This is a genomic window from Hamadaea tsunoensis DSM 44101 (genome assembly GCF_000428945.1).
In the GTDB taxonomy this organism is placed as follows: domain Bacteria; phylum Actinomycetota; class Actinomycetes; order Mycobacteriales; family Micromonosporaceae; genus Hamadaea; species Hamadaea tsunoensis.
In genome coordinates, this window is record NZ_AUAX01000007.1 from 240,812 (window position 1) to 254,116 (window position 13,305).

The following is a 13,305-nucleotide window of genomic DNA, read 5'->3' on the forward strand; positions in this document are numbered from 1 at the left end:
TAGCCTTACACGGCCGAGGAGAGGCCGTCGCACCACTCCCAGGTCCCCGAGCGCATCGCGAACGGGGAGATCGTCGGGGCGGGTTCCCACGTCGGACTGCTCGCCAGGGCCGCAGCTCGCGCAGCAGACGAGACCATGCGCGATCGAGGCCCTCACCGCCACCGTGCCGCTGTTCATGCTCCTGTACGCGCCGCGGTCCCACGCGGAGGCAAATGAGGCCAATCCTGATTCCCGGCGGCCGGTGCTGCGGTAGCGTCCCTACGACGAGTGTTCCGTTTTGCCTTTCTTATGAGGAGTTGTCATGCCTGAGATGAGTGCGTCCGATGGCCAGATGCCGGTGCTCGACCAGGTGCTGCGGATGACCCTCGACAGCGCGGAGCGCTCCGGGCTCGACGACCGCACCTACCTGATGGTCCGGGTCGCAGCGCTCGCGGCGTCCGACGCCGGCCCCGCCTCCTGGATGGCGAACCTGGGCGTGGCGGCCGAGTCCGGCGTGACCGCCGAGGACATCCAGTCGGTGCTGGTGGCCGTCGCCCCGGTGATCGGCACGGCGCGTACCGTGGCCGCCGCCGGAAACGCCCTGCGTGGTATCGGCCTGGCGGCCGCCGCCGCCGAATCCATGAACTGAGCTCGGAGCATCCGGCTCGCCCCGGTCGCGACCCGGGCGAGCCGTCGGTCATTCGCCGTGCAGAACCTCCGCGATCGACAGGTAGGCCGCCCGGCGCGCGGGAAGAAACGCTCCCAGTGCGGCGATCGCGGTTCCGGCCAGAGCCGGCAGGGCGAGCGTCGGTACGCCCCACACGTCCATCAGTGACGGCGGGACGTCGATGTGCCCGGCTTGGGAGACGAGCGGCATGACCAGCCGGTGCGTCACGATGCCGAGCGGTACGCCCAGCAGCCCGCCGAGGAATCCGAGCGCGGCCATGGAGGTCACCATCATGGTGGTCACCTGTCCGGGGGTCATGCCGATGGACTTGAGCATGCCCAGGTCACGGCGCCGTTCGCGGGTGTCGAGGATGACCGTGTTGAAGACGCCGAGCGCCGTGACGACGCTCAGCAGCAGCGTGAACAGCGCCGCGAAACCGATGACGATCGCGTTGAAGGATCCGGTGCTGGGGGTGTATCCCCGGCGTAGATCGGGATCCAGCGCGTGTGCCTCGTTCACGTAGGCGGCGATGTCCGTGCCGTCGACGAGGAACACGTGATAGGCGTCCACGGGTACGGCGGTGGCCGGGGTCAGCGCGCGCAGCGTCGCCCAGTCGCCGTAGATCTCGTCGGCGCCACCGGTCATGACCTCGCCGACGACGACGACGCGTCGCTGCTCGCCGTTGGCGGCCAGCACGGCCGAGTCGCCCAGCTTCATCTGGTGCTCGTGCAGGAACCGCGATGAGATCACGACCTCCTGCGGCGAGGTGTACCACCGGCCCTGGACGATCTGATAGCCGAGCAGGGACGGCGGCCCCCGAAACGCGTCCAGGATGACCCGGCGGGTGTCGCCGACGGTGTTCAGCGCGATGCTGCCTTCCGTGATCACCTGCCGGGTGTGCGGCAGCGACCGCAGGAGCGACTCGATCTGCTCGTCGGTGCGTCCCGACGCGGGTGGCCGGCCGTCGACTCCGGCGACGACGGTGACTTGCGTACCCTCGACGTGGTGTTGCGGGTCGGCGGCCTGGAACCTCGTCAAGGAGCTGGTGAGGCCGATCGCGAAGGTGACGGCCGTGACGCCGAGCACGACCGAGGCCATCGTCAGGAGGCTGCGCCCCGGCCGCACGAACGGCAGGCCGAGCCCGAGGCTGACCGAACGCCGCAGCCGGGTGCCGCTCAGCCGCCGCTGCACCGTCGAGACACGGCCGCGTCGCGGCGCGCTGCCGGCACTGAGCGCCTCCACGGTGGACACCCGTCGCGTACGCAGAGCCGGAACGATCGCCGCGACGCCGACGATCGCGGGCATCCCGACGACCGTCACGAACTCGATCCACGGCGGCGTCGTCACCGTGCCGCCCAGGCTCGCGAACGCGCTGGTCAGCAGGGGCGCCGAGAGGGCACCGCCGGCGATGGTGCCGACGACGGAGCCGATGACCGCCGGGACCGAGATCATCAGCAGGTAGATCGCCACCACCTGGGTGGTGGTGAACCCCAACCCTCTCAGTACCCCGATGTGCCGGAATCCGGAGACGACCGCGCCGCTGACCACGTTGATGACGATCATGATGCCGACGACGAGCCCCAGCACGCCGAACGCCACGAGGAACGGAACGAACGCGGTGAGCCGGCCCTGCACGGAATCCCTGACGGCCAGGTAGGACTGCGAGCCGAGTACCGCGTCGCCGGGCAGGCCCGAGGTGGTCGCGCGGAGCCCGGCACTCACCTGATCGCTGGTCGCGGCGTCGCGCAACCGGTACAACATCTCGGTTCCCGTCGGATGCAGCGCGGCCATCTGTTCCGGTGTCACCCAGGCGTTGGCGCTCTCGGTGACGCTGGTGGCATGCCCGACGACGGTCAGCGGGGCGAGGCCGGGGGCATTCAGCGTCGTCCCCAGCGCCAGTGGCCCGTCGACCACGATCTCGCCCGGACCGTTCGCCCAGCGGCCGTCGTCCAGCGTGAGCCGATCCACCGCCCCGTCCGGCGTCGCCCGGCCGACCACGACCAGATGCAGCGCCGCCGACAGTTCCGGCATGTCCGGGGTGGAGAAGTTCAGGGCCGCCTCGGCGTACGGGCCGGCGGCGGCCGTCACCGCCGGGTTCTGAGCGGTGGCCGCCAGCTCGGTGTCGGTCACCTTCGTACCGTCGAAGTTGACGGTGAGGTGCGCGCCGTTCTGCTGCGCGAAAGCGTGCTCGAATGGAGCGGAGGAGGCCACGAGCAGGCCGGCGGCCAGTGCCACGGTGGCGCTCGAGATCGTCAATACCAGCCCGATGACCAGCGCCTGCGCCTTGCGGCGGCGGAGGGTCGCGCGGGTGACCGTCCACACCGCGCTCATCGGACGGACTCCATGTCCCGCTCGCCGACGATCCTGCCGTCGGCGAACTCGACCACGCGGCTGGCGCACCGTTCGGCGAGGCGCTGATCGTGCGTCACGAGCAGGAGCGTCTGGCCGATCTGGTTGAGGTCGAGCAGGAGGTCCATCACCTGCTCGCCGGCCCGGCTGTCCAGCGCTCCGGTCGGCTCGTCCGCGAGGAGGATCGTCGGGCGGTTCATCAACGCCCGCGCCACCGCGACGCGCTGCCGCTCGCCCCCGCTGAGCACGGCGGGATAGTTGTCCGCCCGGTCGGCGATGCCCAGCTCGTCGAACAGCTCGGCCGCCCGGCGCCGGGCCTGCGCCGCCGGTACGCCGGTCAGCTGCGCGGCCAACGCGACGTTGTCGAGCGCGGGCAGGTCGTCCAGCAGGTTGAAGAACTGGAAGATCATGCCGATCCGCCGGCGCCGGAACAGCGCGAGTCCCCGCTCGCTGAGCGCACCCAGGTCCTCGCCGTGGACGACGACCGACCCGCTGACCGGGCGGTCCAGGCCGGCCACCATGTTGAGCAACGTCGACTTCCCGCTGCCCGAGGGACCCATCACCGCCACCGCTTCGCCCGCCCGGATCCGCAGCGAAACGTTGTCGAGCGCCACGGAGTCCCCGTACTCCTTGCGTACATCCGTCAGTTGCACCACCACGGCGGGCGTGGCGGCGGCGTCAGTGCTGTCGCTGGTCATGAAGGGAACTCTCCGACGTCGACGCGGATCGGTCATCAGCCCGGGGACGTAGTGGACGCGCCGCGTCATCCCGTGGATGTAGGGGGTGGTCCTGCCGATGGATGCGACGGTGGCCGCAACCTGCCAAGGTTGCTCCGTGTGGAGATCCACCTTGGGGTTGGCGGCGCTGGCGGCGGCCGGGGGCGCCGTCGTCGTCGCCACGTGGCTCGGCGTCCTGCTCGCCCGTACGCGGCGCCGGTTTCGTGCGGCCCTCGCCGAGCGCGGCTGGCTGCTGGAACGTGAGCGGGAGACGGCGGCGGCGGCCGCGGTGGACGCCGAGCGGGCGCGGATCGCCCGCGAGTTGCACGACATCGTCAGCCACAACGTGAGCGTCATGGTGATCCAGGCCGGGGCCGCGCGGGAGCTGCTCGGCGTTCGGGCCGACGCCGCCGACCCGGATGTCGTCGCCGCCCTCGGCGCGGTCGAGACCGCCGGCCGCGACACGATGAGGGAACTGCGTCATCTGCTGGGGGTGCTGGCGCCGCCGGCGGCCGGTGACGAGGAATCGGCCCTCGCCCCGCCGCCCAGCCTGAGCCGGCTCAGCCCGCTGATCGACCGGCTGGCCTTCGCCGGGATGCCGGTCGAAGTCCGCATCATCGGCGAGCCGCGGCCGTTGCCGACGGGCATCGACCTCACCGCGTACCGGGTCATCCAGGAGGCGCTGACCAACGCGCTGAAACACGGCGGCGGGACGCGGGCCGAGGTGACCGTGCGCTACGCGGATCATCAGCTGAGAGTAGAGGTGCTCAACTCGGGACCCAGCGTCCTGTCGGAAGGCAACGCCCCCGCACCACCGTCCCGGAGCGACGCCCAAGGGCGCGGACTCATCGGGCTCAAGGAGCGGGTGACCGTCTACGGTGGCGAACTCGACGCCCGCCGGCGGCTCGGCGGTGGTTTCCGCGTACGCGCCAAGCTTCCGCTGGATCGCGGATGACCGAGCAACGGCGGCTGCGCGTACTGATCGTCGACGATCAAACTCTGATCCGCACGGGTTTCCGCCTGATCCTCACCGCACGGGGTCTGACCGTCGTCGGCGAGGCGGCCGACGGGGTCGAAGCCCTGGCCGCCGTGCGCGAACACCGTCCCGACGTGGTGCTGCTGGACATCCGGATGCCGAACATGGACGGGCTGGAGGCGGCCAAACGCATCCTGGCCGCCCACCCGCAGTGCCGGGTCCTCATGCTGACCACGTTCGACCTGGACCAATACGTCTACGCCGCGCTCGCCGCCGGGGCCAGCGGCTTCCTCCTCAAGGACGTCACGCCCGAGCATCTCGTGGCGGCCGTCCGGCTCGTCAGCACGGGCGACGCGCTCCTCGCGCCGTCGATCACCCGCCGACTCGTCGCCCGCTACGCGACCGGCCAGCACACTCCACACTCGACCCCGCCGGTCCGGCCCGCACCGCACCGGGATCTCGCGGCGCTGACCCCACGCGAGGTCGAGGTGCTCACCCTGATCGGCCGGGGCCTGTCCAACGCCGAACTCGCCGACACCCTGCACCTCAGCGAAGCCACGGTGAAGACCCACGTGGCGCGGATCTTCTCGAAGCTCGCGCTGCGCGACCGCGTACAAGCGGTGATCGTCGCGTACGAGACAGGGCTGGTCGCGCCGGGAGACAACGACGCCTGAACACGCCTGCGGACGCGGTCCGGAGGCGATCGGCGACTACGCTTCGTAACTTCCCCTCAGTGACAACGTAGCCTAAGTAATTGATAGTGGTAAATGTAAATTGATTCAAAAGATCTATGAGTTTCACTTGATGGAAACATGTTCATGTTGGTAGCTTCTCTCCGGTAGCTGACACGGGGAGGCTGTCATGAACGACGTTTCCGCTTGCCGGAAAACGTATCCGGGCGTCGATCGCTGCTCCGCTGCGGCGGTGAGTCGTCGATGACGATCGATTCCATTGTCACGGGCTTCGGTGATCACGCACGGCGTACGCCGGACGCGCCGGCTCTCGCGGACCGGGCGTCGACGGTCACCTACGGTGAACTTGACCGGCTCGTGGCCGCGGCTGCCGATCGGCTCGCCGGCCATTCCGCGGGCCCGGTCGCCGTGCCGGCGGTGAAGTCCCCGCGCACCGTCGCGACCGTCCTGGCCGGACTGCGTACGCGTCGGCCGGTCCTGCTGTTGTCGCCGACGCTGCCCGAGCCGACCATCGCCGAGATCGTCGAGCGCGCCGGCTGTGCCGTGATCGCCGACGGCGACGGGTGGCGGGCCGGGCCGGGAGGCGGCACGGAGGTGGCGCCGGGGCTGCTGCTGACCACGTCGGGCTCGACCGGCGTACCGAAGATCGTGCCGCTGGCCGATCAGGCCACGTACGCCTTCGCCCGCTGGGCCGACGAGACGTTCGGGCTCGGTCCCGGGCGGCGGGTGCTCAACTATGCGCCGCTCAACTTCGACCTGTGCCTGCTGGACGTGTGGGGCACCCTCGCCGCGGGCGGCTGCTGCGTACTCGTCGACGAGCGGCAGGCGACCAATCCGCGGCAGCTGGCCGGGCTGGTGGGCGACGTGCAGGTGGTGCAGGGCGTGCCGTTGCTGTTCGAGCTGCTCGCCACGGCCGGCACGGTCGCCCCCGGCGTCGAGCACGTGATCGTGACCGGGGACGCGATCCGGGCCGAGTGCCTGGCGCGGCTGCCGGAGATGTTCCCGAACGCCGCCCGGTACAACGTGTACGGCTGTACGGAGACCAACGACAGCTTCATCGGCCCGCTGGATCCCGGTGTGCCGATCGTGCTCGGATCGACCCTTCCCGGCGTACAGGCGCTGGTGATGACGGACGGCGGGGCGCTTGCGGGCGACGGCGAGGGCGAGCTGTGGGTGTCGACGCCGTTCCAGACGGCGGGTTACCTGCACGGGGCGCTGGCCGAGAAGTTCGCCGTCCGCGACGGCGTGCGCTACTTCCGCTCCGGTGACCTCGTGCGGCGGTCCGGGGCCGAGCTGAGTCTGGTGGGGCGCACGGACTTCCAGGTGAAGGTGGCCGGTCAGCGGGTGAACCTGCAGGAGGTGGAGGCGTGCCTGCTGGCGCATCCCGAGGTGACCGAAGCCGCGGTCGTGGCCGTGCGCGACGAGCGGTACGGCCACCGGCTGTACGCGGCGGTCCGCCGGCGCCCGGGCGGCCTGGACAGCCTGGAGCTGCGCCGGCACTGCGCGCAGCGGCTGCCGGGCGCCGCCATTCCCGGCTGGTTCTCGATCGGCGACGCGGCGCTGCCCCGGACCTCGACCGGCAAGGTCGACCGCAACCAGATCCGCACCGACCTGTCCGTACCGCGTTGAAGGAGGCCGTGTGAGCCGCGTGGACGTCATCAGGAAGTACATCGTGGGCGAGTTCGCCCCGGACATCGCGCCCGACCGGCTGGCCGGCGACTACGACCTGCTCGCCGGGGGCGTGGTGGACAGCCTGGGCCTGCTGAAGGTCATCAGCTTCCTGGAACGCGAGTTCGGGCTGCCGGTCGACGACCTCGACCTGTCGCCCGACGACTTCCGCTCGATCGACGAGATCGACGCTTTCGTCGCGCGCCACACCTCAGGCGCGCCGCAAGGAGAGGTGTAACGCCGTGATCATCCGCAACCTCGACGAGGTGAAGACCGTGCACTGGGGCAACGGCCTCAGCCGCCGCTTCCTGCTGGCCGCCGACGGCATGGGCTACACGGTCACCGACACCATCGTGTCCGCCGGCACCCGGTCCTATCTGGAGTACGCGAACCATCTGGAGGCGTGCTACTGCATCGAAGGCCGGGGGGAGGTGGTGGACCTCGACGGCAAGGTGCACGAGATCACGCCCGGCACCCTGTACGCGCTGGACAACCACGACGCCCACTACCTGTGCGCCGCGGCCGACGAGGATCTGCGGCTGGTCTGCGTCTTCGCGCCGGCGTTGCAGGGCGACGAGAGCCACAGCCTCGGCGAGGCGTCGTCGGCCTACTGAACGGCCGCGGGGGAGGGGATGCGACCATGCGATGGAGCGAGGAGCAGCAGGCGCTGCGCGAAGGCGTCGCCCGGTACGGCGAGGCGCTCTCCGACGGGCACCGCGAACGCGACCGCGACGCGCGGTTCGACCCGGACAAGTGGAAGCTCATCGCCGGCAGCGGCCTGTTCGGACTGCCGTTCGGCGAGGAGCACGGCGGCCTCGGCCAGAGCCTGCTCACCACCATGTACGTCCTGGAAGGACTCGGCGAGGCGTGCCGCGACGGCGGCCTCAGTTTCAGCATCACCTCCCACATGGTCAGCACGGGCGTACCGGTGCAGCGGTTCGGCTCGGCGGCGCTGAAGGAGCGCTACCTGCCCGGTGTCTGCACCGGCGCCACGATCGGCGCGCACGCCATCTCCGAACCCGAGGCGGGCTCGGACGCGCTCGCGATGACCACCACCGCCACCCGCGACGGCGACGTGTTCCGGCTGCGCGGATCGAAGAGCTTCGTCAGCAACGCCCCGATCGCCGACCTGATCGTGGTGTACGCGCGTACGCACCCCGGTGGCGGGCCGCTCGGGATCACCGCGTTCCTCGTCGAGCGGGGTACGCCCGGGCTGACGGTCGGCCCGTCGATCCCGAAGCTGGGCCTGCGCAGCTCGCCGTTCGCGGAGGTGTTCCTCGACGACTGCGAGGTGCCCGCCGACCGGGTCATCGGCCGGGTCGGCGGCGGCTTCCGGGTCCTCGACCACGTGATGAAACGCGAGATCCTCTGCTCGTTCATCGTCAACATCGGGGAGGCCGAGCACCGGCTGGCCCGCGTCGTCGAGTACGCGCGGACGCGCCGGCAGTTCGGCCAGCCGATCGGCAAGTTCCAGAGCGTCGCCAACCGGATCGTCGACCTGCGCATCGCGGTCGACACCGCCCGGATGTGGCTCTACCGGGCCGGTGAGCTGCTCGACGCCGGCCAGGAGGCCACGACCGAGGTGGCCGTCGCCAAGCTGCTGGCCAGCGAGGCGAACCTGGCCGCGGCCCTCGGCGCGGTGCAGATCTTCGGCGGCAACGGCTACACCGCCGAGTACGGGCTGGAGGCCGAGCTGCGCAACGCGGTCGGCGGCACCATCTACTCCGGCACCTCCGACATCCAGCGGACGCGCATCGCCTCGATGCTCGGACTGTGAGGAGCCCACCATGTCCACTCCGGACGAACTGGCCGCCACCGAGTTCCTCGACCACGACTCCGACGAGGTCGCAGCCTTCGTCGACAAGACCGTCGACCCCGGCGACGACCCCCGCGAGCGTGCGGTCAAGCTCTACTACGCCGTCCGCGACGGCCTGCACTACGAGGTCTACGGCGCCGACCTGTCCCGCGAGGGCATGAAGGCCAGCGCCATCCTGCGCGCCGGCACCGGCTTCTGCATCCACAAATCCCTCGTGTACGCCGCCGTGCTGCGCCGGGCGGGCGTACCGAGCCGGCTGTTCTACGGCGACGTCGTCAACCACCTCGCCTCGGACCGGCTGCGCGACCTGGTCGGCGGCAACCTGTTCCGGTTCCACGCCCTGACCCTAGTCGGGCTGGACGGCCGGTGGATCAAGTCGACGCCGGTCTTCACCAAGCTGCTCTGCCGGCTGTACCGCATGCGCCCGCTGGAGTTCGACGGCGTCCACGACAGCCTCTACCACCCGTACGACCTCGACGGACGCCGGCACATGGAGTTCGTCACCGAGCACGGCGACTTCGCGGACTTCCCCTACGACCTGGTCGTCGGCGGCATCCGCAGCGCCCATCCGAAATTGGCGGCGAGCGGGGACCGCACCACCTCGGGGTCCCTGGTCGCCGAGGCAGAAAGGGACGACCATGAGTGACCGTGTGAAATACGAGCTGAGTGAGAAGGACATCCCCACCACGTGGTGGAACCCGGCGGCCGACGTAGCCAGCGTCGCGCCCATCCTCGATCCGAAGTCCGGCCGGGAGGTCGGCTTCGACGAGCTGACCCGCTCGATGCCCGAGGCCCTGGTGCGTCAGGAGCTGTCCACCGACCGCGAGTTCGAGATCCCCGACGAGGTCCGCGAGATCTACCGCCAGTGGCGGCCGACCCCGCTGTTTCGGGCCCGCCGCCTGGAGAAGGCCCTGGACACCCCGGCACACATCTACTACAAGTACGAAGGCGTCGCGCCGACCGGCAGCTTCAAGCCCAACACGGCGGTACCCCAGGCCTACTACAACAAGCTGGCCGGCAAGCGCGGCCTGATCGTCGAGACCGGCGCCGGGCAGTGGGGCTGCGCGGTCGCCTTCGCCGGCGCCCTGTTCGGCCTCGACGTCCAGGTGTTCATGGTCCGCGTCAGCTACCAGCAGAAGCCCTACCGGCGCGCCCTCATGGAGACCTTCGGCGCCGAGTGCATCCCCAGCCCGAGCACGCGTACCGCGGCGGGCCGCAGCATCCTCGCCGAGAACCCCGACCACCCCGGCAGCCTCGGCGCCGCGAAATCCGAGGCCCTCCAGATGGCGTACGCCGACCCCACCCTCGGGTACGCGCGCGGCAGCGCCCTGAACCACGTGTGCGCGCACCAGTCGGTGATCGGGCAGGAGGCGATCCAGCAGATGGAACTGGCCGGGGAGCACCCGGACGTGGTGATCGGCTGCTCGGGCGGCGGCAGCAACCTCGCCGGTCTGGCGTTCCCCTTCCTGCGCCAGGCCCGGTCCGGTGGCCCCGCCGTACGCCTGCTCGCCGCCGAACCGGCCGCCTGCCCGACGCTGACCCGCGGCAGGATCGCCTACGACTACGCCGACACGATGGGCCTGACCCCGCTGTTCCGGATGCACACCCTCGGGCACAAGTTCGTGCCGCCGCCCGTGCACGCCGGCGGCCTGCGCGCGCACAACATCGCCCCGCTCATCAGCCGCGCCGTCGAGGACGGCCAGATGGAGGCGATCGCCCTGCGGCAGGTCGAGTGCTTCGAGGCCGGGATGCTGTTCACCCGGACGGAGGGAATCCTGCCCGCTCCCGAGTCCACGCACGCGATCCGTGCTGCGATAGACGAAGCGCTCGCGGCCAAGGCCGAGGGCCGAGGGCGTACCATCCTCTTTGGACTGTCCGGGCACGGCAATTTCGACCTCGCCGCGTACGACGCGTACCTCGCCGGCACCCTGGCCGACGACTCGCTGGACGACGAGGCGGTGGCGCGCGGCCTGGCCAGCATTCCCGAGCCGATCGCCGTCTGAGGCCCGAACCGACCGCGAAGGAGCGTCCATGACCGGCGCCACGTTGTTCCGCTTCATCCTGCTCGGCTGCATCTGGGGCAGCAGCTACACCCTCATCAAGGTCGGCAACGAGGGCCTGACCCCGAGCCAGGTGGTGCTCGGCCGGATCCTGCTCGGCGTGGTGACCCTGCTGCTCATCGCCCTCGTCCGCCGGGTGCCGCTGCCGCCGTGGGGCGCCGCGTGGGGCCACTTCGTGATCAGCGCGACGCTCGGCATGGTCGCTCCCTTCCTCCTGCTCGCCTGGGGCGAGCACTACACCAGTGCGGCGGTGGCCGGCACGGTCATCGCCGCACTGCCGCTGGTCACCATGGGCGTCGTCATGGTCGCCTTGTCCACCGAGAAGATCACCGGCCGCAAGACGGTGGGCCTGCTGATCGGTTTCGCCGGCGTGGTGCTCGTCATCTCGCCCTGGCGCAGCGACGCAGGCTCCCTCAAGGGCCAACTCGCCGTCCTCGGCGCCTGCGTCTGCTACGCGCTGCAGACCGTCTACGTCCGCCGGTTCCTGTCGCCCAAGGGCATCCCGCCGCTCGCCCTGGCCGCGGCCCAGCTCATCGTGGCCCTGGTCCTCCAGGCGGTGATCACGCCCTTCCTGCACTGGGACACCCCGCACATCACCAGCCGGGTGGCGGTCGCCATCGCCCTGCTCGGCATCTTCGGCACCGGCATCGCGTACGTGCTGTTCTTCGGGCTCATCGGCGAACTCGGCGCCACCACCGCGGCCGCCGTCAACTACCTCGTCCCGGTCGCCGCCCTGCTCATCAGCACCATCGTCCTGCACGACTCGTCCACCTGGAACATGTGGGCCGGCGTCGCGATCGTCCTCGTGGGACTCGCCGTCGCCGAGAACCGGGCCGCCCTGCTCGCCCGCCACACCCCGGCCCCCGCAGCGGACACCGCGCCACGCGAGCCCGCCCCCGCCCCGGGCGGCGCCGATGCCGACCGCTGAGCACCGCTGGGGCTGGCGGGCCAGGCTCGGGATCCTGGTCATCGACACCGACCCGGTGGCCGAGGCCGAGTTCTGGTCGCTCGCCCCGCCCGGCGTCACCGTCCACGCCGCCCGCTTCGCCAGCCCGCGTACGCCGGGCACCGACGACTACTCCGAGGCGGCCCGCCGCGTCGCGGAGTCCCCGGAGATCCGCCAGGGGCTCGCGTACTTCGGCCGGATGCGGCTCGACGCCGTCTGCGTCTGCTTCGTGACGAGCAGCTTCCTCGGCGGAGCGGCCTTCGACGAGTCCTTCACGGCCACCGCGGTCGAGGTCACCGGCGGCGTACCCGTCACCACCACCGCCCGGTCGGTCGCCCGCACGCTCAGCGCTGCCGGCGTACGCCGCCCCTACGTCCTCGTACCGCCGTGGTTCAAGGACGAGATCCTGGTGGCCGCCGACGCGTACCTCACAGAACACGGATCGCCCCCGGTCCGGGTGGACCGGTTCGACCCCGGACCCGGCTGGCGTGACCTGAAACCCTGGGAACGCTGGGACGCGGGCAACCAGTTCGCCGTCCAGCCGGAGGACGTCTACCGCCAGGTACGCGCCCAGCTGCCCGCCGACGCGGACGCCGTGGTGATCGCCGGAAGCGGGTTCCGTGCGGTGGAGGTGATCGAGCCCCTGGCGGCGGATCTCGGGCTGCCGGTGTTCACGTCCAACCAGACGGGGATGGGGGAGTGCCTGCGGCTCGCGGGGATGCGCACGGTGGAGTGAACCCGGCCGCCGGGTTCGACCGGTTACAGCGCTGAGACCGTACCGCCGACCTTGCGTACATGATGGGCTCCGGCGAACAGCAAGAGGATGGCGATGGCGGCGTAGGCCAGCGTGCCGGTCCGGTCGCCATCCCGTTCCGCGGACTGCCCGCTGACCCGCAGCCGCTGCGTCGTCCCGGTCCGGTCGAGTGTCCCCGGGAAGTCGATCGTCGCCTGATGCGGGACGCCCTCGGCTGTCCAGTGCACGATGCAGTTCTGCGTGTCCGACCGAGTCTTCTTGCGTACCACCGAGTGGTGCTGGCACGACTCGACCTTGCCCTCGACGGAGTCCCACGCCCAGGTACGCAGCTGGTACGCGGCCAGCCCCAGGCCGGCGACGGCGATCACGATGAGGAGGACGCCGACGACGCGGCGGTTCGCGACAGTGGCCACGCGTCATGATCGCACCGAGCGTCAACACCGACGGTCGGGCCGATCGACGTCGGTGGCGCGCACCTGAGGCGACTACTGGTGGTACAGAAGGATGGCAAGTGGGGCAGTGCGCGTGTTGTACGCGTTGGCGATGGTCGCCGTCGTGATCACGGTGGACGTCCTGTTCTTCCGACACCAGCCGTGGCTGCGGCTGATGGTGAATATCGGAATCGTCCTCGTCTTCGGCGCCTTCTACCTGAGGTTCCTCCGACGCTGACCGCTCGGACCGG

General features: G+C 70.7%; 15 protein-coding genes. 12 read left to right on the forward strand and 3 right to left on the reverse strand.

All coding sequences use genetic code 11. The annotated features are described in order from the left end of the window. The first annotated feature begins 310 nt into the window (after positions 1–310). Positions 311–628, forward strand: coding sequence for a carboxymuconolactone decarboxylase family protein (locus G401_RS0115425; protein WP_084557228.1), 318 nt, complete (start codon positions 311–313; stop codon positions 626–628). Positions 629–676: 48 nt separating this feature from the next. Here the strand turns inward: G401_RS0115425 and G401_RS0115430 are convergent, their stop codons facing one another. Beyond that, positions 677–2,977 carry an ABC transporter permease gene (locus G401_RS0115430; protein ID WP_027343209.1) on the reverse strand — a complete coding sequence of 767 codons (2,301 nt, stop codon included), beginning with the start codon at positions 2,975–2,977 and terminating at the stop codon, positions 677–679. Further along, positions 2,974–3,693 carry an ABC transporter ATP-binding protein gene (locus G401_RS0115435; RefSeq protein ID WP_034591736.1) on the reverse strand — a complete coding sequence of 240 codons (720 nt, stop codon included), beginning with the start codon at positions 3,691–3,693 and terminating at the stop codon, positions 2,974–2,976. Before G401_RS0115435 ends, G401_RS0115430 begins: the two co-directional genes overlap by 4 nt. Positions 3,694–3,844: 151 nt before the next feature. Between G401_RS0115435 and G401_RS0115440 the strand changes: the two genes are divergently transcribed. From G401_RS0115440 to G401_RS0115485, 10 genes are all read left to right on the forward strand, one after another. After that, a complete protein-coding gene (locus G401_RS0115440) occupies positions 3,845–4,666 on the forward strand; it encodes a sensor histidine kinase (RefSeq protein ID WP_027343211.1) in 822 nt (273 codons plus the stop codon). Beyond that, the gene (locus G401_RS0115445) at positions 4,663–5,361 is read left to right on the forward strand and encodes a response regulator (protein ID WP_027343212.1); all 699 of its coding nucleotides are present in this window, start codon (positions 4,663–4,665) and stop codon (positions 5,359–5,361) included. The genes G401_RS0115440 and G401_RS0115445 overlap by 4 nt, the downstream gene beginning before the upstream one ends. Positions 5,362–5,622: 261 nt before the next feature. Further along, entirely contained in the window at positions 5,623–7,008 is a 1,386-nt protein-coding gene (locus G401_RS45945) for an AMP-binding protein (RefSeq protein WP_034591737.1), read from the forward strand. 10 nt (positions 7,009–7,018) lie between these two features. Further along, positions 7,019–7,285 (forward strand): acyl carrier protein, encoded by a 267-nt coding sequence (locus tag G401_RS0115455; protein ID WP_027343213.1) that lies wholly within the window; start codon positions 7,019–7,021, stop codon positions 7,283–7,285. 4 nt (positions 7,286–7,289) lie between these two features. Beyond that, positions 7,290–7,661 (forward strand): ectoine synthase, encoded by a 372-nt coding sequence (locus tag G401_RS0115460; RefSeq protein ID WP_027343214.1) that lies wholly within the window; start codon positions 7,290–7,292, stop codon positions 7,659–7,661. A 26-nt stretch (positions 7,662–7,687) separates the two neighbouring features. After that, the gene (locus tag G401_RS0115465) at positions 7,688–8,824 is read left to right on the forward strand and encodes an acyl-CoA dehydrogenase family protein (protein ID WP_027343215.1); all 1,137 of its coding nucleotides are present in this window, start codon (positions 7,688–7,690) and stop codon (positions 8,822–8,824) included. A gap of 10 nt (positions 8,825–8,834) precedes the next feature. Beyond that, positions 8,835–9,509 carry a transglutaminase-like domain-containing protein gene (locus tag G401_RS0115470; RefSeq protein ID WP_027343216.1) on the forward strand — a complete coding sequence of 225 codons (675 nt, stop codon included), beginning with the start codon at positions 8,835–8,837 and terminating at the stop codon, positions 9,507–9,509. Then, a complete protein-coding gene (locus G401_RS0115475; RefSeq protein WP_027343217.1) occupies positions 9,502–10,866 on the forward strand; it encodes a TrpB-like pyridoxal phosphate-dependent enzyme in 1,365 nt (454 codons plus the stop codon). Before G401_RS0115470 ends, G401_RS0115475 begins: the two co-directional genes overlap by 8 nt. Before the next feature lie 28 nt (positions 10,867–10,894). After that, positions 10,895–11,851: a DMT family transporter gene (locus tag G401_RS45950; RefSeq protein WP_064741772.1), complete on the forward strand. Its 957-nt coding sequence runs from the start codon at positions 10,895–10,897 to the stop codon at positions 11,849–11,851. Beyond that, positions 11,838–12,605, forward strand: a complete 768-nt coding sequence (locus G401_RS0115485) for a maleate cis-trans isomerase family protein (RefSeq protein WP_027343218.1) — start codon at positions 11,838–11,840, stop codon at positions 12,603–12,605. Before G401_RS45950 ends, G401_RS0115485 begins: the two co-directional genes overlap by 14 nt. 23 nt (positions 12,606–12,628) lie before the next feature. On the opposite strand, the gene G401_RS0115490 is transcribed toward G401_RS0115485, so the two are convergent. Continuing rightward, positions 12,629–13,036, reverse strand: a complete 408-nt coding sequence (locus tag G401_RS0115490; protein ID WP_027343219.1) for a hypothetical protein — start codon at positions 13,034–13,036, stop codon at positions 12,629–12,631. 112 nt (positions 13,037–13,148) lie between these two features. Here G401_RS0115490 and G401_RS56745 point away from each other — a divergent pair, with 112 nt between their 5' ends. Beyond that, positions 13,149–13,292, forward strand: coding sequence for a hypothetical protein (locus tag G401_RS56745; protein WP_169734185.1), 144 nt, complete (start codon positions 13,149–13,151; stop codon positions 13,290–13,292). Positions 13,293–13,305: the final 13 nt, after the last annotated feature.

Excerpts from the sequence above, each read along its gene's own strand:
- G401_RS0115425 (WP_084557228.1), top strand. The coding sequence starts at position 311 with ATGAGTGCGTCCGATGGCCAGATGCCGGTGCTCGACCAGGTGCTGCGG.
- G401_RS0115430 (WP_027343209.1), bottom strand. The coding sequence starts at position 2,977 with ATGAGCGCGGTGTGGACGGTCACCCGCGCGACCCTCCGCCGCCGCAAG.
- G401_RS0115435 (WP_034591736.1), bottom strand. The coding sequence starts at position 3,693 with ATGACCAGCGACAGCACTGACGCCGCCGCCACGCCCGCCGTGGTGGTG.
- G401_RS0115445 (WP_027343212.1), top strand. The coding sequence starts at position 4,663 with ATGACCGAGCAACGGCGGCTGCGCGTACTGATCGTCGACGATCAAACT.
- G401_RS45945 (WP_034591737.1), top strand. The coding sequence starts at position 5,623 with ATGACGATCGATTCCATTGTCACGGGCTTCGGTGATCACGCACGGCGT.
- G401_RS0115465 (WP_027343215.1), top strand. The coding sequence starts at position 7,688 with ATGCGATGGAGCGAGGAGCAGCAGGCGCTGCGCGAAGGCGTCGCCCGG.
- G401_RS0115470 (WP_027343216.1), top strand. The coding sequence starts at position 8,835 with ATGTCCACTCCGGACGAACTGGCCGCCACCGAGTTCCTCGACCACGAC.
- G401_RS0115475 (WP_027343217.1), top strand. The coding sequence starts at position 9,502 with ATGAGTGACCGTGTGAAATACGAGCTGAGTGAGAAGGACATCCCCACC.
- G401_RS45950 (WP_064741772.1), top strand. The coding sequence starts at position 10,895 with ATGACCGGCGCCACGTTGTTCCGCTTCATCCTGCTCGGCTGCATCTGG.
- G401_RS0115485 (WP_027343218.1), top strand. The coding sequence starts at position 11,838 with ATGCCGACCGCTGAGCACCGCTGGGGCTGGCGGGCCAGGCTCGGGATC.